This window comes from Pseudovibrio sp. Ad37, assembly GCF_001623075.1.
GTDB lineage: Bacteria > Pseudomonadota > Alphaproteobacteria > Rhizobiales > Stappiaceae > Pseudovibrio.
The window spans coordinates 95,507-113,752 of the sequence record NZ_LMCF01000079.1 but is presented as its reverse complement, the minus strand read 5'-3'; the positions used below and the strand labels follow the sequence as shown (position 1 = coordinate 113,752).

Here is an 18,246-nt window from a genome sequence, read left to right as displayed (position 1 = left end):
GAGACACACATGGACTTTGGTATTTGCTTTAAAGGGTTTGTAGAACCAGAGCGCGCGAAGGCACTGGTTCGTCAGGCTGAAAATGCTGGTTTCAAGTATTGCTGGTTCTACGACAGTCACATTTTGTGGCGTGAGAGCTTCGTGGCTATGGCAATGTGCATGGAACACACCAAAAACATGCGTTTTGGACCATGCGTGACCAACCCAAACACCCGTGACTGGTCTCATGCAGCCAGCTTGTTTGGTTCGCTTGCCAAACAGTCCGGTGGTCGTTTTGATATTGGTCTGGGCCGCGGCGACAGTGCTGTGCGCGTGATGGGCAAAAAACCTGCTCCGCTGAAGCGTCTGGAAGAATTCACTCACACTGTTAAAGCTCTGATCCGTGGTGAAGAAGCGCAGTACGGTGAATGCCCTGAGCCAGTGAAGTTCCCATGGGCGGATGGTTATGAGCTCCCTGTCTGGGTTGCGGCTTATGGGCCAAAAGCGTTGAGCTCTGCTGGCCGCGTAGGCGATGGCCTTATTCTTCAGATTGCGGAGCCTGGCATTTGTAAATGGCTTGGCGATCAGGCAGTTGCAGCTGGTGAAGAAGCTGGCCGTGACATGAGCAACTTCGGCATTATGGCAGCTGCTCCTGCTCATACAGGCACACTGGAAGAAGGCATTGAAAAGACCAAATGGTTCCCTGCTATGGTTGGCAACCATGTGGCAGATATCGTTGAGAAGTATGGATCAAACACCGATCAGGTACCTGCATCTCTGACTTCTTACATCGAGAATCGTCGTGGTTATGACTATTCCAAGCACGGTCAGAGCGACAATCCGTTCCTCGACTTCATTACCGATGATATCGTTGAAAGCTTTGCAGTTCTCGGCCCACCTGAAAACCACATTGAAAAGCTGAACAAGCTGAAAGATGCAGGCATCACTCAGTTCAACATCTATCTGGACAGTGGTGACGAAGAGAAGATCATCGCAGATTACGGCGAAAAGATCATTCCGGCATTTAACGCGGACAACGCAAAAACACCGGAAGCTGTCAGCTAAGCAAACACGGGCCGGGTTCCATATGATCCCGGCCTTTTCTCTTATTAGAGCATGCTGTGTTCATGTGCATTCACGCATCAAGCTCTAACTCTTTATTATTACGCGTATTCTTATCCGAAAGCCGGAACCACTTTTCAGGGATACGTTTTATTGCAGAAAAACAACAATTATTGGGTGAGCTGCCTCATCACGACTTTTCTACTAGTGTTTAGCTTGATATGAGCACTATGTTTTCGTAGGTGCTAACCTACTCATATACCGAGCGGGTATTTTTAGGTTCGGTGCTTAAGCAATTTGGAAAAGAGTATGGCTAAGGCTTCTGAAGCAAAAGGCAAAACACGAATTCAGATGGAAAAGACTGAGAAAATCCTCGCAGCTGCGCTGGATGTGTTCTCAACCTATGGATTTCGTGGATCTACGATCGATCAGGTCGCTCAGCAAGCTGGCTTGTCCAAACCAAACCTCTTTTATTATTACGATAGCAAAGATGCCATTCATGCAGAGCTGATTGAACGGTTGCTGTACATCTGGCTTGACCCGCTGCATCAGCTCAATCCTGAAGGTGAACCCATTGAAGAGATTTGCGCGTATGTACGCCGCAAACTGGAGATGGCACGGGACTACCCACGGGAAAGCCGCTTGTTTGCCAATGAGATCTTACAGGGTGCTCCGCGCATCAAGTCTCTGATTGCCGGCCCCTTGAAGTCATTGGTGGATGAGAAGACCGTCGTCGTTCAAGGCTGGATGAATGAGGGCAAGATCGCCGAGACAGATCCGTACCACCTGCTGTTTTCAATCTGGTCCACGACCCAGCATTACGCTGACTTTGACAGTCAGGTGGAGACGTTGCTTCCGGCAGATAAGTCCAAGGACCGTTTCAAAGAAGCTGCGGCTTATCTTGATCGCATGTTCCGCAAGAGCCTTGCACCCGAATAATCAAGCGCCTTCTTAAATACGTGTTGTAGGGGTGATCACAGGCCCTTGCTCTGTTTGCAGAATATGGGCTTTGACGCGGTAGACATCCTGCACGCGCTCTTCGGTCAGCACCTCTTCCGGGGTACCATACGCGACCAGTTTGCCTTCTTTTAACATCGCGATCCGCGTGCACAGGCGGGCAGCGTATGTCCAGTCATGCAGGCTGACAAGCATTGATGTGCCTTGTTGTTGTAGCTTCTGAAAGATTTCCTGAAGCTCCAACTGATGTTCCGGATCAAGTCCTGCCGTTGGTTCATCTGCAATAATCAGCGGTGTTTTTTGCATCAAGGCTCTTCCGAGCAGTGCGCGTGCTTTTTCACCGCCAGACACCTGCAGGATAGAGGCTTTTCTGATCGCCTCCAGCCCCAAGCTCGCAATCGTATCTTCCAGTTCTGCCTTGTGTTTAGGCATACGTACGGAGCCACCGATTGCCTCACAGCCCAGTGCCAAAATGCGTTCTACAGACAAATCCCAAGCTACATCACGCTCCTGCGCCATGTAAGCAACATACTTGGAGAGTTGCTTGGCAGAGATGCTTTTGAGTGGCTGGTTGTCGTAGCTGATGTTTCCATGAGACGGGATTAATCCGACCATGGCTTTCATCAGTGTGGATTTGCCTGAGCCGTTGGGGCCGATCAAGCCAACGATCTCGCCTTCACCAATCTCCAGATTTATTGAGGACAGGATGTTCTTGGGGCCGTAGTTTACGGAAAGGTCTTTGAGTTGAAGTAGCATCAGATCAAAGCCCTGCGTTGTTTGATGATCAGCCAAAGAAAGAACGGCGCGCCGACAATCGCCGTTAGCACTCCGAGCTTGAGGTTCGATTGTGGGCCAAACAGCTTCACAGTGATATCAGCAAGCGTAAGCAAGCAAGCCCCAGCAATGGCACTTGGTAGCAAAAGACGCTGAGGTTCTCCGCCTACCATTTTGCGCAGCAGATGAGGCACGATGAGGCCGATGAACCCAATTGTGCCCGTCACGGCTGTCACTGCACCCACACTGGCTGCAGTTCCCGCAATGGCGCAAAATCGCAAACGTGGCAGTGATACGCCCATGGTATGAGCGGTTTCCTCACCCAAAGACAATGCATTGAGGCCTCTGCCCGTGATGAGCAGAAGGCTCCAACCGATGAGAATGAACGGTGCAATGATGTACAAATGTTGCATGGACCTGTCGTTCAGCGAGCCGAGCATCCAAAAGACGATCTCCATGGCTGCGAACGGGTTTGGAGACAGATTGAGCGCCAATGAGGTGAGTGCGGTCGCGATGCTTGAGATCGCTACGCCAGCAAGGATCAGTGTCAATGTCTGGCCTCTGCCACCTGCCAGCATGGGCAACAAAACTGCTGCAATCGCTGCGCCGAACAGCGCAAACGCTGGCAGCGCGAAAGGCATGGTGATTGTCAGCCCGGTGTAAATTGCGATGACTGCACCCAGACTTGCGGAGGAGCTGACGCCGATCAGGCCGGGCTCTGCCAAGGGATTGCGCAGGAGGCCCTGCAATACCGCACCGGATAGGCCAAGCGTTGCACCCGTGATTAAGCCCAGCAGGGCGCGTGGGACGCGGATCTCCCAGAAGACGATGGAAACTGGCGTTTTTTCTGCAGCAAATGCTGCTTTAATCAGCTGCATGAATGTCAAATCAGCAGCGCCGATCATAAGCGAGGTTACAAACAAGGCAGCGGCGATCAGGCATAGTGCCATAATCAACGGAGCATCCGGATGCTTTGTCATTCGGCTTGCGCTCCTAATTTGGTGGCTTGGTTGGCCAGTTTACCAATAGCTTGCGTCACAAACGGCAGACCACAAATGGTGTATTTGTCTTCAACCATGACGCGGCCACTGTTGCCGAGTGTTCGCTTCAATGCCGGGTGAGCGAGGAGTTCAAAAGCCAGTGCTGGTTTATCTGAGAACTGAGTGCCCTCAACAAGCAACTGTGGGTCTTCGAGGATCAGCAGCTCCAGAGGCAGTTTACTTGTGCCCTTCAAGCCCAGATTATTGGCAATATTCTGCAGGCCTGCCGTTGTGATCAACTCATTGACGAGGCTACCATCTCCCGCCGTGTACCCATTGGCGTAGTAGACCCCTGCCCGTGCCTGTTCATCTGGCTGGGCATCGATTAACTGTTGGATTTCAGAGGTGAACTGCTGTGCAAGCGCTTCTGCTTGTTGTTCACGTCCCAATACCTTACCGAGACGTCGCAGCTCTTTGGCGATGTCGGAGATGGTCCGAACGGGTGGCACCTGGACCACCGTTATCCCAAGACCACGCAGCATCTGGACTGTGGTTTGATTTGTGTATGTCCCTGCGATCACCAGATCCGGGTTCATCAGATAGATTTCTTCTGCGCCACCAAAGTTGACCGGATAGGCCTTTGCCTCTTCGCTCATGACGGAGAGCGTTGAGTCAGACGCTAATCTGGAGACTGATACCAGTTGCTCTTTGTTTGCGAGCAGCATAGAGAACTGATCGGTGCACAGGTTCATGGAGACAACTCGCCTAGGTGCCTCAGCCTCATTCTGGTCAGCGCATGCAACAGCAGGACTGATCACCAGACCCACCAGAAACGCCATTTGCATGATCTTTTTGATCTTATTTCGCATTTCGACCTTTTGAGAGGCGTACATAAAGTGGAAGGCAACCCGAGTAGAGCTTTCCCCCTGCAAGATGCCGCTCAGCATTCACCGAGCGGCATACTTAATCAGAAACTGGCAGTAAGACCAGCGTAAACGGAAAGACCTGGTGTCTGATAGTCTTTGATCCGCTCATAATCCTGATCCAACAGGTTTTCACCACGGACGTGGAACGTTAAATTCTCGGTGTACTGGTAGGCAGCCTTGGCATTGACCAGAACGAAATCGTCGAGCTTAATTGGCTCTTTGCTGTCGTTCAAATCTTTGAGACCATAAACATAATTAGCGTTTACACTGAGTGCGAGAGGCTCCCATGGTTTGTAAGTAAAACCAAGGTTTACGTCGTGCAGAGGTACACGGCGTAAACGTTTTTTGTCCGGCCCTACCGCCCAAGTGTATGTGTAAGCACCATTAAAGCTTAGATTATCCAGCGCAGCCCAGTTTGCAGAAAGTTCTACACCTTGGCTGCGTGACAGACCGTCGATTTGCTCATACTTGTAAGTCACAGGATCATTAATGATCAAATCCTCTGTGAGGATATGGAAGTAACTAGCAGATAGTCTGAGTTTGTCATTAAACAGGTTTTGATCCACTCCGATGTCATAACTCACACTGGTTTCTGGCTCAAAATTAGGATTGCCGGAAAAACTATCATAGAGTTCGTAGGATGAAGGAGCACGGAAGCCGTTTCCAAGACTGGAACGGAGTCGAGTACCGTCAAGAACCTGATAAGAAATCGTTCCTCGCCCGGTCAGGTAGTACCCATAGGCGTTGTGATGATCCAATCTGATAGCACCACTAACATTCAGTGGATCCGTTGGATTCCATTGGGCTTGTAGAAAGCCACCAATGACTTCGATGTCCTTGGTCTGACCTTTCACCTTTTCGCGGCTCCAATCTCCTCCAAAGTTGAGTCGGAAACTGTCGCTAACATCAAGATCATTCAACAGCTCGAACTTAACGCGGTTACCTTTTGCCGTATAGCCGCTGCTATATTCTCTTGTAAGATCAGAGAACTGGATAGACGCGTCAGTCGTCATACGTTCATCAAGCCAGATGTAATTCGCGCCAATTTTTCCAAAGTATTGCTCGGCTTTAACCTTGTTGTTTGCAGCTGGTGAGGTGCTCCCATCATACTCGGTTGTGCCGTGCAGGCCACGCGCAGCAAAATAGAGGTTTAGCTCTTCGGTAACATCAACAGAGCCTTTTGCAGAAAATGTCTTATTCTCATATCCATCTTCATCTGATGGGCGGCCCTTGGGGGAAACAGCACTAAATCCGTCAGTATGGAAACGCTGCGTATTAACAGCGATATCTGCCCGATCAGAGGCAGCTTTCAACCCATAAGAAGCGTTTACGGTGCCGTAGCTACCGCCTTCAATTGTTGCAGTATGGTTTACGGTACCAGCTTCAGCACGTTTCGTGATGATGTTAATTACACCAGCAACGGCTTGCCCCCCGTAGAGCGCGCTTTGAGATCCTTTGAGGATTTCAATACGCTCCACATCATTGAGCAACATATGCTCCAAACGTGCTTCAACCTGTGGCGAGCTGGGATCGGAAATATCAATTCCATCTACCAGAACTTTGGTGTAATAATTGCTCATTCCGCGCATACGCAGCGAGCTTTGCTTACCCGCCCCACCATTTTGCGAAAATGAAATTCCCGGGAGTTTTGTCAGGTATTCGGAGACAAACGTAGCGCCGTCGTTCTTTAGGTCTTCTTCGGTCACGACATGTGTTGTGGAGCCGACTTTGCCGGCTTCGGTTTCCGTTCTGTTGGCGATGACGATGATGTCATCGAGCTCTGTCTCGTTTGCGGATGAGATAAGAGTTGAGCTGAAGAGTGCTGAAAGGGCTACGCCGGACTTGAGGGTAGCTGCGATCCAAGATGTGTTACGCACGAGTTTGGTCCATCATTCACAGCATCCATGTTGGATGCCATGCTGTTGATTGCATTGTGCGCCTTTGAAGAAACTTGGTTCTAACCCGTTGAAATAAAGTCAGATTCATCACCACTCAGACGCACTGTGAATGTCACCTGAACGGAATACCGCCCCTTAGCACGCCCCGTACCGTGGGTGAGTGACTGCATCTGGCAGGTCTCCTGGCTTGCGCGTCCTTATTATTACTCCGCCTTCCCAACATCGCTTTAAACAGCTGCATCAGTGGCATGTGTGAGCAACAACTCTACGCTTACAGTTGCGGGGGCAGCCACGGCTTTTCCAAATGGACCGTGTTCCCTTTTCATTTTCATCTGATCGACAAAAATACCAAATGCCCGGCTATTGATCAGATTTCAGGGGCTTCCGTCAACTGGCTGAGCGAGGAACTTGATAAAATTCGACCAATTGCCAGCTAAACTCACAGAATTTGCTGGAGAGAGCACATCACCATATCTTGCGGTGCGACCACTTAAGGCCGCACCTGCTAGGGATGCTTAGGCCGCATCGCTGCCTTCTCGTTTGTTTAGCTCATGAAAATCAAAGCACAGCCGAGAATGACGAGGAGTGCGCCGATCCATGCTCCAATGGCAGGGAACTCTTTGGTTTGCCACCATAGAACAGGTAGCATCATGGCTGGTGTGGTTGCTGACAAGGTAGAAACAATGCCAACTTCGCCACCGCTGAGTGCATAGAGGATCAACGTCATGCCGATACCCATGCCGAGCATACCGGACAAAGAGGCCAGCGCTACAATCTCTTTGTTGATTGGGTTCGCTAGCCTAAACGGACGGCCTGGTAGGTAAAACAACACCAGCAACCCAAATGCCGCAATGGTGCAGCGCATAAGAGAAATCGCAACTGGATCTGCTCCACTTTCCATAACAGGGCGAATGATGATCGAGCCGACCGACTGGGAAAGCGCTGCCAAGGTGCCGAAGAGGACACCGATGGCGACAGGCCCTCTAATCACCTCCCATTTATGAAGTTGGTCTTTGCGCTTCCCAAACGCAATGGCGAGAATAACGCCGACCAGAACAAACGAGATACCGACAAGCGCCTGAAATGAAAGTTCTTCTGACAGAAACAGCCAACCTAGAAGCGCTGACATAGGCGCATTCATGGAAAACAGGATGGCTGTGCGACGTGGTCCCATACGGTTGAGCGTAAGGAACAGCAGTGTATCCCCCATGAATATGCCGACAAAGCCAGAAAGAAAGATGAGAGAAGCGTGGCTTGAGTCAACCGTACTCCAAGTACCTGTCGCAAAGACATAGATACCCAAAAACACCACAACAAACCACATGCGCACGCAGTTGAAGCCAATGGCTCCAAGATGAGCAGCAGGTTTTGCAGAAATGAGACCACCGATAGCCCAGGTGGCAGCGGCACCGAGCGCGGCAACTTCAAATAAAAACATGGGGTGACCTAACCGACGAATCTACGGCATTGGCGTAGATTGTGTACAAAACCCAACCAGCTCTAATGCTCTTGGATTTGCCGCGCAAGCTCAGTCTGGTGATATTTAGAACAGACCAACAGCTATTCAGGCAATAATATTTCTCATCTCAGCAAAAACACACATGAGCGCCGTTAACTAAGTTAGTTTCAAGTGCCCTACCTCAATCTTGAACTTTGCAGGTGCATTCGGTAGAGATTCTACGTAGAGATTACATTGCTGTTCCTGCCTGATTTGCGTTTTTGACGCTCTCTCCGGCTCATTTGATTACACGTTCTAATCTGGAGATTTTCCATGAAAGATATTGAAATTGCCCGCGCAGCAGACATGAAACCCATTGCGCGCATCGCTCAAAATCTGAAGATCCCGGAGGACGCTCTTGAACCTTATGGCCGATTTAAAGCCAAGGTTAATCTGGATGAGATGCCTGAGCTGAGCAGTAATCCATATGGCAAACTCATACTTGTGACAGCTGTCTCCCCAACCCCAGCGGGAGAAGGTAAGACCACAACAACTGTGGGCCTTGGTGATGCGCTCAATCGCATCGGGCTGAAAACAACCATCTGCTTGCGTGAACCCTCGTTAGGCCCGTGTTTTGGCATGAAGGGTGGAGCAGCAGGTGGCGGTTACGCGCAGGTGGTGCCCATGGAGGATATCAATCTCCATTTCACAGGTGATCTACATGCAATCACTACCGCACATAACTTGCTGTCTGCTATGATTGATAACCACATTTATTGGGGCAATGCGGAGAGTATTGATCAACGCCGCGTTGTCTGGCGCCGGGTTGTTGACATCAATGACCGTTCACTGCGCTCCGTTACCACTGGTCTTGGCGGCGTAAGCAATGGGTTCCCGAGTGAATCTGGCTTTGACATTACCGTGGCTTCTGAAGTGATGGCCGTGCTTTGCCTTGCTGAAAATCTACAGGACCTTCAGGATCGTTTGGGCCGCCTGTTGATTGGGTATCGCAAAGATAAGACACCGGTTTATTGCCGGGATCTGAAAGCCGATGGCGCTATGACTGCGCTGCTTAAAGACGCCTTCCGACCTAATCTGGTTCAGACACTTGAGAACAACCCTGCCTTTATCCATGGCGGTCCGTTTGCCAATATCGCTCATGGCTGTAACTCAGTGATTGCGACAAAGACCGCGCTGCGTCTTTCTGATTATGTGGTGACGGAAGCTGGTTTTGGTGCGGACCTTGGCGCTGAAAAGTTCTTCAACATCAAATGCCGTCAAGCTGGTTTGACACCAAATGCCGTTGTTGTTGTGGCAACGGTTCGCGCACTCAAGATGCATGGCGGTGTTGCCAAGAATGATCTGACAGTAGAGAACATCCCCGCCCTTGAAAAAGGCATGAGCAATTTGGAACGACACGTCAAAAACTGTAAGCGCTATGGCGTTCCTGTGATTGTGGCGATCAACCGGTACGGCCCTGATACAGATCAGGAAATTGACGTGATCCTGTCACGGATGGAGAAGCTTGGCGTAAAGGCCGTGCCCTGCACACATTGGGCCAATGGCTCAGCAGGCACTGAAGAGCTGGCGACTTCTGTCTCCGAAATTCTCCAGACGACACAGTCAGACTTCAAACATCTTTATGAAGATGATCTGGCCCTTTGGAAGAAAATTCGCAGGATTTGTAAAAAAGTCTACGGCGCCTCCAAAGTCACCTGCGAGCCGGCTGTCAAAGATCAACTCAAATCCTATGAGGAACAGGGGTACGGTCATCTCTCGGTTTGCATGGCCAAGACGCCTTATTCCTTCTCGACCGATCCGGCTTTGCTTGGGGCACCATCTGACTACAGCATCCATGTGCGTGCGGTTCGACTTTCCGCAGGGGCTGGATTTATTGTGGCGCTGACTGGCGATATTATGGTGATGCCGGGCTTGCCGCGCCATCCCGCAGCAGAGACTATTGGGCTTGATGAAAACAGCCAGATTGAAGGCTTGTTCTAATCTACATCAGACCGGTGTGGGCCGCGGCGAAAGCGGTCCAGATACACTGTTGACTGCAAGTCATCACGATCATAATCCCGGTAATGCCCGAACTTGAAGTATTGGGTTTTACCGGCAAACTCGTCGTTACCAATGTAGCCAGTAACGCGTGCGATAAACCTGTTGTTGGCCCAAATCTCGATGATCCCCTGCCCGACACGGCTTCCTTTGACACGGTAGCGCATATCCACCCATCCGGTTGTTGGATCCGGCAGTACCGGATCATCTGAGAGTTCAATCTGAATACCCGGATAATCTGAGTAGGTTTGCGGATCCGCCAGAAATGGGAACTTGGAGGTGTCCTGCGTTTCAATCGCTTTTTTCAGCTCAGGAATTGAAAGGCCACTGCCAAGAAACTCATCTGAGGTGCGGCTGGCATCATTTCTGTTGCGAAAGCCTTGCCGATCCAAACTCAGCATTTGTTGAAGCTCTCGCGAGAACCCCTTGAAGTCCTGCTGATAGCTGCCTTCTGCCTGCACAACCAGTTTGCGAATGTCATTGTGCTGGACGGTGATGTGAAAGACGCCGTTGTCAAATCGTTGCGCCAGAAATGGGCTACCGCCAGAATCTTCTTTCCATTGACCAATGACCCAGCGGGTCGATCCAGCAGGCCAGACGGTTCCAGCAATTTTAAAGCTGAATGAGTACCAAACTTCATCGCCAAAATTACATCGCGTTTGGCGTGCCTCCCAAAGTTCATTTTTCAGGTTGCCTTCTGAATCCAGCTCATCATCGCCGAACACAGTGATTGCCAGCGCATGCCCACCATCACGCACCACATCGCTTTCAATCTGGAAATTTTCTGGCCTGTTCATGCGGTGAATATCCCAGTTGCTTGCACTTGGGTATTCATCAAAGTCATCAATAATGACGGCACACTTTGACTGACGCATTTCATCAATGTGAACACCTCCGTCTTGTTGAGGCGTCACGATGATATCAGTTTTGTCAGAAGTTTCGTTTTTTGGAGTAAGGTCGTCGGCAACTGAGAGCTGAGGGCTAACCAACAGGCATAGACCCGCAAGCACAGGGATGAGCAGACCGTATCTTCTGAAAGTGTCGCTTAGATCTGAATCCGGCATCTTTTCTCCCAAAGGCACGGTGCTGGATTGATTGCAGATCAGACTAATCTAGAGAAGAATTATTGCTGCGCTCACAAAAGGCTTTCGGGATTTTTCAGAGGATTTGACGAAAAGCTTCAGGAAACAGGCCAGTAGATGATGTCTTCAGCCTCTTCCAAGGTCATATCAATGATCTTTTGAGCGAGCGAAAAGGGGAAGCCTGCGCGGATCAAACTGCCAAGCTCTTTATCCCGCCGCTCTTCTTTAGGCTTTGTCCGCCACGGCCCAAAGCGCCTTCGTTTGGCATAGGCAATCGCTGCGCGCTGGTCGTCATGGTTTTCATCGTCAAAAGCTGTCTGAATATCGTCTCCAGACACACCTTTGGCATTCAGCTCCAGCTTTATTCGGGAGCTTGATTTGCCTTTGAGTGTCGCCGATCTGATTTTGCTTTGTGCAAACTGAAGGTCATCGACAAATTTGTGATCACGGCAAAACGTGACCACAGGTTCAATCAACTCATAGAACTCATGGGGGTCTTCATCCGCTTCTCTGGCACGTTTGTCTATTTTGCGCTTGAGAACACGTCGCAGACTGTCTTCCGACGTATTGTATCTGTTTAGATAATGCAGCGCTGCCCGGCGCAGATATTCAGATGAAACTTTCTTGCCCACGTGACCTCATCTCCAATGCAATAGAGATGAGCTATCACATATTGCGCGGTGGTTTAGCCCACGAACGCACGTTCAACAACAAAATCACCTGGATGGTTGTTGGCACCCTCGCTGAAACCACGTTGTTCCAACAATGTCTTGGTATCTGCAATCATGTGCATGGAACCGCAGATCATGGCCCGGTCTTCTGCGACGTCTAAGACTGGAACAGACAGGTCGTTAAAGAGCTTGCCGCTTTCAATCAGATGAGTGATGCGCCCTTCCCGCTTGAAGCGTTCGCGGGTGACGGAGTTGTAAAGATGTAACTTGCCAGCTGCAACTTCGCCAATCAGCGGATCATTGCTGATATCGGCCACCAGCTCTTCTCCGTAGCGAAGCTCAGAGATTTCGCGTGTGGTGTGAGTCAGGATCACCTCATCAAATTTCTCATAGGTCTCAGGATCGCGGATCAGGCTGGCAAATGGAGCAATGCCGGTTCCAGATGAGAACATATAAAGACGTTTTGCCGGAGACAGAGCGTCAAGCACAAGTGTTCCGGTGGACTTCTTCTTCAGAAGGATGTGGTCGCCCTCCTTGATCTTCTGCAGGTGCTGGGTCAATGGGCCGTCCGGAACCTTGATGGAGAAGAACTCCAGTTCTTCATCCCAGGACGGACTGGCAATGGAATAGGCTCGGAGAAGCGGCTTTCCGTCGATCATCAAACCGATCATGACGAATTCACCAGAGCGGAATCTGAAGCTTGAAGGACGCGTGATTTTGAACCGGAAAAGGCGGTCCGTGAAATGGGTCACTTCCGTTACTGTTTCTACAAAGACATTTGCAGGAACTGCACTCTCCAATTCCGCACCCTTTATGATCTGGTTCATCGTTCGCCTTGCTCCGATTAATGAGGTTGGCAAAGGCTAACCCAAGCTGAAGGCTGTGCTGAGGCACATGCAGCTAATAAACCGCGTGCGAGTGAATATTTCTTTTCTAGTTGCTTCTTTCCGTAGAATACTGTCTTTCGCCTCCCTTTCCTGAGCTTTTGGGAGATAGCCAAGGCTGCTAGAAAGTGCGGTGAAGCAGTCTTTCAAACATGCACTACATATAATTATGGAATATATTAATATTATTCAACATACTACCATAAGTTATGCGCATAACGGCATGATTTATACCCGTCAGTGGGCATTGATCTGAGCCGTGTTGAAATAGAGTTAAGTTGGGTTAGTCGACGTCGTTTTGAGCAACAATCTGATCCAGTGCTTCATCAGAAGCTTGCTTCTTTTCTTCAAGCACCTTCACCGGATTGCGTCTATCTGTGAAGATGTCCTCCGCAAATTCAAGGTATTTGCGGGCTGGCAATGGTTTGGAGAAGATGTAGCCCTGTGCAGAAGACACCCCGAGTTCGCGCAGAAGTACAATTTGTTCATACTTCTCAACGCCCTCTGCGATGATGCCCATGTTCATGGTATCTGCGAGTTCGGCTATGGCATCGACAAGACGGAAGGCATTCTCTTCGCTACCTAATGGGTCGATGAACATCTTATCGATCTTGACGATGTCCATGCCCAGCTTTTGCAAGTAAGCCAGACCGCCATGACCTGTTCCCACATCATCAAGCGCGACACGAATGCCATGGGCCTGCAGCTCTGCGATGATCTTTCTCGCCAGATCAATGTCTTCGAGAGGCTGACGCTCTGTCACTTCCATAACAACCTGATTGAGCGCAATTGGAGAGTCTTCGTAGATGTCCAATAAATCATCTACGATAGACCGATCATTAAAATGGCCTGCGAAGAGGTTGACCGAGAGCTTCAGTTCCGGGTGCTGAGAGTATAACTCTCCCAGATCATCAATGGACTGGCGCATGATGCTGCGGGTCATCTCGAAGATATGGCCCGAGGTTTCTGCATAGGTCATGAACTGACCCGGAGAGACTATTTTACCGTTGGTAAGTTGCCATCTCATCAGCATCTCACAGCCCTGTAGCTCACCAGTTACGATGTCTACGACAGGCTGATAGTACGGTATGAATTCGTTGTTACGGATGGAGGCAACAAAGTCGTCTTCTGCATCTTTTTCAGGCTTCCAGGAAAGCCAGACGCCCAAGGCAATCAGGAAAATAGCAATGCCTGAACAGGCGATCACAGCCACGATCTTGAGTTCGCCTACCAGACTCATGACCGCATTACGATCGCTTCGGATCCGCACATTAATCGGGTAGATCGTTGATGCTGCAAACTCTTCAATGAAGTTGCTGCCCATGATGACAGGAAGGTTGCTGTTGTTTGCCGGATTGACCCAAACATGATCACGCCCTAACCGGACTTCGATCTCAGAAGCATGGCGCAGATAATCTGGCCCCGGTTCAATCGCGAGTACGGTTGGAGAAATATTAGCAACCAGACGCCAGCCATTTCTAAGTTTCCAGGAGACCAACGCTGTGCGTATACCCTGATACTCCATCCAGGACATACCAATTCCAACGCGCGGGGCATCTGGCTTGACTGCCGGCAGAATACTGTTGCCGCGGCGAACTTGAGCCGGCACATAACACATGGGGACACCGCGGTGATCCACGATCCCTATTGCGTTAATAATGACGTTTTCTGAGAGGGTCTTTTCAAACTCACCCTGATTTTGGCGTGTACAGGAGATCAGACCTTTCACCTGCATCTGGCGCAGTATTTCAACGGCACCGGAAATCGCGGCCTCGCTTCTTGAGATGTAACGATCTGCGATCGCGTTCATTTCGTTTCGCGCCTGGTGCATCGCGAAGTTCTCAAGGATCATATTGCCAATGAGCAATGGCAAGAGCGCCAATCCCAAAGCAACCAAAATTGCGCGGACAAATACGAAATAATGGCGAGACACAACCACGACCTTAAAAATGCAAAATACGGCTACCTATTTCTATGATTAAGGCTTACTTAAAACTGTAAAAATCATCCAAACACCCTAAACGATCCCCAGATGCTTTCCAAAATGGTTGTGAAATGCAGGGTTCCACTATGTTTTCTCTTAGAGTGGTTTGACTTTTTGCAGTGATATACACGCGCCCCTAACTCTCAATATGCCAGCTTAGCACCCAAATGCCTCTTAGCGGTCAATCTGGAGCCGAGCTATGCGCAGTTCTGAGTTACGTCGCCATCGTGCCTTCCTGGTATTCTTCTTTGCCCTCCTCTTCAGCAGCTGCTTTGCTCTTACAGCATCAGCACAGATCAATACTGATAATGCTGTCGCAAAAGCCTTTCTTCAGAACCTTCAGGACCGCGGGTTGACCTTGACGCATGTAGGACCGGTTACTGTCGACAATGACGTGCTTTCTATTGGCGGTATTGAAGGTTATCCGAAGGTAGATCAGACAAAGCGTTTCAAGATTGGTGATCTGGCACTGGCTCAGGCATCCGTGGAAAGTGATGGGCGCATCTTTGTCGGGGCATTTGCAGCTTCGAAGTTCGAGGTTGACGAACCAGACTTCAACTTCACGGCAGACAAGATCGCGATTACGGATCTTTATCTTCCCAATGCCAATGATCTAAGCAATCCAGCATCAAACCTCCCCATGTCACTCTATTCCACTGCAGAGATTATGGGACTGTTGTTTCAGGATCGTTCAACGGGCCAATCTATGCCTATTGAGCGGGTCAGTATCGACTTTGACGTCAACAATGGCGGCTTCCCTATCATTGCCAGTGTTCAGGTTGCTCATATCGTTTTGAGCCGATCCATGTTTGCACCACCACAACAGCAAATGCTTGATGAGTTGGGCCTGACTCAAGTGGATGCAGATATCGACTTTGAAGGTGAGTGGAATGGCGACACGGGCGAAGTCAATATTCCGAGTGCAGCTGTTGTGCTGAAAGATCTTTTCTCTGTACAGGTCTCCCTGAAACTGGAAGGCCTTACAGATACAGTTGTTGAGCAGATCACCGAGCTTGCCACTAAGGATAACGTCATTGCCCTGGATTTATTACAGAGCGCAGCCATCTCCAGTTTCAATCTCTCACTCGTCGATGAAGGTAGTCTGGATGACATGCTTGAACGTCAAGCTCACCGACACGGACAATCACGCTCTGCCTATACACAGCAATTGACGGAAAAAGCAGAAAAGCAGTTTGCGAAAATTCCTGATCGCGCAAAGCAGCTGGAGTTTACGGAAGCGATTTATAGTTTCTTGCAAAATCCGCAGAGTATCACGCTGAGTGCTACCCCTAAGGCACCGATAAGCGTAACACAAATTCTTGGGGTATCTGCGATTTCCCCCGCTTCCATCATTTCTTTGCTTGGCATCGCCCTTCAAGCAAATGTAAACTAGCACGGAACCCTCCTACTAGCCATAAAAGGTTTATTTAATGCCTTTCCAAAATTTCAAACGGCAGGGATTTTTTGCTGTTTCAATCACTGTATTAGGTTTATCCGCCCAGCCTGCTCTTTCCAGTCCTGCATCAGACCTCATTGATAAGTACAATGACTGGTTCCTTGCAAATGGCGCAGAAACTGCAACATATGCGAAGGCGATAGAAGTCGGATCAAAGACCGAAATTCTTGATCATAAAATCGAAGGAATGTTCACTCTTTCCCTCGATGAAGACAAGCCTAACCTTGGCGTCTACTACATCATCAAGACGCCAAAGGCGATTTATGATGGCTCTTCACGTGACGGTGACACCTTCAGCTTCCAAAACGTAACCACCGATGAGATGCAGCTTGAGCTCGGCTTTTTTGAGAAAGCAGAGAATTTCAAAAATGTTGCAGAGGCTCAAGCCTCCAACGATGTCATCAAAGTTATTGCTGACGCCAAAGATTATGTCATTTCCGGTTATTCTTTGAACTGGGCTGACCTGCCTGTTCTGTCAGATGGTGTTACCGCAGAAGAGTTTCAGCAGCTGCTCGTCGCCGCAACCAGTGTTTCTTATGACCGCAGCAGCTTTGCTGAAGTTGTCGCTGATATGGCAATGGCGGATGCACTTACAGGGACATACACCATTAAGAACGGCGTTTACTCCGGCGCGGAAAATGGTGTTGTGGCTTTGGCCTCAATTGAGGAAATTGAATATAAAACAACAACTTCAATGACGACAGGTGGCCGAGAGGTCTCAACGGTTTCTGAAACGGTATACAACGACTTTTCAGTCAAAGATCAAGACGTACGCCCGCTTCTGGCGCTTCTTGGTGCGGCCAAGGCACCTTCTGATAGGCTGCTTAGCGAGTACCGGGTTGGAAGCTTCTCAAGTACAATAAAAACTGAAGGTGCCAGCGCCTCTGAACCATTCGGTTTTCTAGAAGTGAGTGCTGGTGAATCTACCACCAAAGATGTGCGCATGTCAGGTGGTGATGCTGCCAAGCTTTGGGCTGCGTTTGAGAGCCTCAAAGACAAGCCAGAGGAAGAAGAGGCTGTTGATCAGATTTTCGGCGTGCTTGATGCGCTCGGCTCATACTACGTCGCATATTCAGACGTAAACGACATGGTCATCAAAGCGTGGGATCCAATCCGCGCACGTATGAAAGACAGCGAAGCACCAAGTTTTGAAGCAACACTGAAGCATTTCTCAACCACAGACTTTACAACCAACAGTCTTGGTCAGATGAAATTTGAAGGCCTGCACGGTGCAGTCGAAGGTGACGATGCAGTGTTTGACTTGGACAGCTTTGAACTAGCTGATCTTGCATGGCCTAGCCTGCGTACCATGGTTGAGAGCACTCTTGCGGCAGAAGCTGATCCTGCTGCTGCGATGAAGGCCATTCCAACTATCGGACGCATTTCTCTTGCTGGCCTGAACATGCAGGCAAAAGATCTGCCAACACCAGTCTCCCTTGGTGAGCTTACTATTGAGATGGGTAATCACATCGGGCCTATCCCGACAAGCCTGTCTGAAGTCATTGGTGGTCTGAGCTTTGATGCTGCACTCCTTCAAGAGCCGATGGTTCTGGGTGTGCTTGATCGTCTTGGCATTGAGCGTGTTAACCTCACACAGGACTTCAAGATTGCGTGGGATGAGAACACTCAGGATCTGTCTCTGGAAAAATTCGAGTTTGAGCTTGAAAACGGCATAAAACTTCGTGCTGACATTCAGCTTGGCGGAATTCCACGCTCTCTCTTTGAGAACCCACAGGAGGCAGAAGCTGTTGTGGCTCTGGCGACCTTCAAAGGTGCACAGATCGAAGTGATGGATTCTCCGCTTATCAGTGAGCTTCTTGCAACTCAGGCAGAGCAAGCAGGTCTTCCTGCTGAATTGCTGGCTTCAATGATGATTGATGGCACGCTCCAGCAGGCTGGACCTCTGGCTGAAACCGAATTTGCTCTGGAACTGGCAAAAGCAGCTAAGAGCTTTGCTGCCAAGCCAACCAACATCCGCGTGACACTTGCTCCGCAGACAGCAGTTCCAATCATGCAGCTTGGAGGGATTGCGGCTCTTGCACCTCAACAGCTCCCTGAGATGCTGGGCGCAACTGTGAGCTACACCGAGTAAGCTCA

The 18,246-nt window shown here is 49.8% G+C and carries 14 protein-coding genes and 1 riboswitch; of the genes, 5 read left to right on the top strand and 9 right to left on the bottom strand.

All coding sequences use genetic code 11. From position 1 onward, the window contains the following. The first annotated feature begins 9 nt into the window (after nt 1-9). Together PsAD37_RS13445 and PsAD37_RS13440 are read left to right on the top strand one after the other, a co-directional pair. On the top strand, nt 10-1,044 hold the full coding sequence (locus PsAD37_RS13445) for a TIGR03842 family LLM class F420-dependent oxidoreductase (RefSeq protein ID WP_063296576.1): 1,035 nt from the start codon (nt 10-12) through the stop codon (nt 1,042-1,044). A gap of 306 nt (nt 1,045-1,350) precedes the next feature. Beyond that, nucleotides 1,351-1,980, top strand: coding sequence for a TetR family transcriptional regulator C-terminal domain-containing protein (locus tag PsAD37_RS13440; RefSeq protein WP_063296575.1), 630 nt, complete (start codon nt 1,351-1,353; stop codon nt 1,978-1,980). A 12-nt stretch (nt 1,981-1,992) separates the two neighbouring features. On the opposite strand, the gene PsAD37_RS13435 is transcribed toward PsAD37_RS13440, so the two are convergent. The 5 genes from PsAD37_RS13435 to PsAD37_RS13415 all read right to left on the bottom strand — a co-directional run bounded on the left by PsAD37_RS13435 (nt 1,993) and on the right by PsAD37_RS13415 (nt 8,014). Then, nucleotides 1,993-2,754: an ABC transporter ATP-binding protein gene (locus PsAD37_RS13435; protein WP_063296574.1), complete on the bottom strand. Its 762-nt coding sequence runs from the start codon at nt 2,752-2,754 to the stop codon at nt 1,993-1,995. Beyond that, nucleotides 2,754-3,752 (bottom strand): iron ABC transporter permease, encoded by a 999-nt coding sequence (locus tag PsAD37_RS13430; protein ID WP_063296573.1) that lies wholly within the window; start codon nt 3,750-3,752, stop codon nt 2,754-2,756. Before PsAD37_RS13430 ends, PsAD37_RS13435 begins: the two co-directional genes overlap by 1 nt. Then, complete coding sequence (locus PsAD37_RS13425) at nt 3,749-4,621, bottom strand: ABC transporter substrate-binding protein (RefSeq protein WP_063296572.1); 873 nt, start codon at nt 4,619-4,621, stop codon at nt 3,749-3,751. The genes PsAD37_RS13430 and PsAD37_RS13425 overlap by 4 nt, the downstream gene beginning before the upstream one ends. 98 nt (nt 4,622-4,719) lie before the next feature. After that, nucleotides 4,720-6,555 carry a TonB-dependent siderophore receptor gene (locus tag PsAD37_RS13420; protein ID WP_063296571.1) on the bottom strand — a complete coding sequence of 612 codons (1,836 nt, stop codon included), beginning with the start codon at nt 6,553-6,555 and terminating at the stop codon, nt 4,720-4,722. Nucleotides 6,556-6,730: 175 nt separating this feature from the next. After that, a riboswitch (cobalamin riboswitch) is annotated at nt 6,731-6,944 on the bottom strand. Nucleotides 6,945-7,120: 176 nt separating this feature from the next. Continuing rightward, nucleotides 7,121-8,014 (bottom strand): DMT family transporter, encoded by an 894-nt coding sequence (locus PsAD37_RS13415; protein WP_063296570.1) that lies wholly within the window; start codon nt 8,012-8,014, stop codon nt 7,121-7,123. A gap of 333 nt (nt 8,015-8,347) precedes the next feature. Between PsAD37_RS13415 and PsAD37_RS13410 the strand changes: the two genes are divergently transcribed. Continuing rightward, nucleotides 8,348-10,015, top strand: coding sequence for a formate--tetrahydrofolate ligase (locus tag PsAD37_RS13410; RefSeq protein WP_063296569.1), 1,668 nt, complete (start codon nt 8,348-8,350; stop codon nt 10,013-10,015). On the opposite strand, the gene PsAD37_RS13405 is transcribed toward PsAD37_RS13410, so the two are convergent. The 4 genes from PsAD37_RS13405 to PsAD37_RS13390 form a co-directional block, all read right to left on the bottom strand. Then, nucleotides 10,012-11,136: a heparin lyase I family protein gene (locus PsAD37_RS13405; RefSeq protein ID WP_063296568.1), complete on the bottom strand. Its 1,125-nt coding sequence runs from the start codon at nt 11,134-11,136 to the stop codon at nt 10,012-10,014. The two genes, PsAD37_RS13410 and PsAD37_RS13405, sit on opposite strands and share 4 nt — an antisense overlap. 116 nt (nt 11,137-11,252) lie before the next feature. Next, the gene (locus PsAD37_RS13400) at nt 11,253-11,786 is read right to left on the bottom strand and encodes a regulatory protein RecX (RefSeq protein WP_063296567.1); all 534 of its coding nucleotides are present in this window, start codon (nt 11,784-11,786) and stop codon (nt 11,253-11,255) included. Nucleotides 11,787-11,839: 53 nt separating this feature from the next. Then, nucleotides 11,840-12,652 carry a ferredoxin--NADP reductase gene (locus tag PsAD37_RS13395; RefSeq protein ID WP_063296566.1) on the bottom strand — a complete coding sequence of 271 codons (813 nt, stop codon included), beginning with the start codon at nt 12,650-12,652 and terminating at the stop codon, nt 11,840-11,842. A 340-nt stretch (nt 12,653-12,992) separates the two neighbouring features. Beyond that, nucleotides 12,993-14,642, bottom strand: a complete 1,650-nt coding sequence (locus tag PsAD37_RS13390) for an EAL domain-containing protein (RefSeq protein ID WP_063296565.1) — start codon at nt 14,640-14,642, stop codon at nt 12,993-12,995. Nucleotides 14,643-14,892: 250 nt separating this feature from the next. On the opposite strand from PsAD37_RS13390, the gene PsAD37_RS13385 reads away from it, so the two are divergent. Together PsAD37_RS13385 and PsAD37_RS13380 are read left to right on the top strand one after the other, a co-directional pair. Next, on the top strand, nt 14,893-16,086 hold the full coding sequence (locus tag PsAD37_RS13385; RefSeq protein WP_063296564.1) for a hypothetical protein: 1,194 nt from the start codon (nt 14,893-14,895) through the stop codon (nt 16,084-16,086). Nucleotides 16,087-16,123: 37 nt separating this feature from the next. Next, entirely contained in the window at nt 16,124-18,241 is a 2,118-nt protein-coding gene (locus tag PsAD37_RS13380; RefSeq protein WP_063296563.1) for a hypothetical protein, read from the top strand. Nucleotides 18,242-18,246 lie beyond the last annotated feature (5 nt).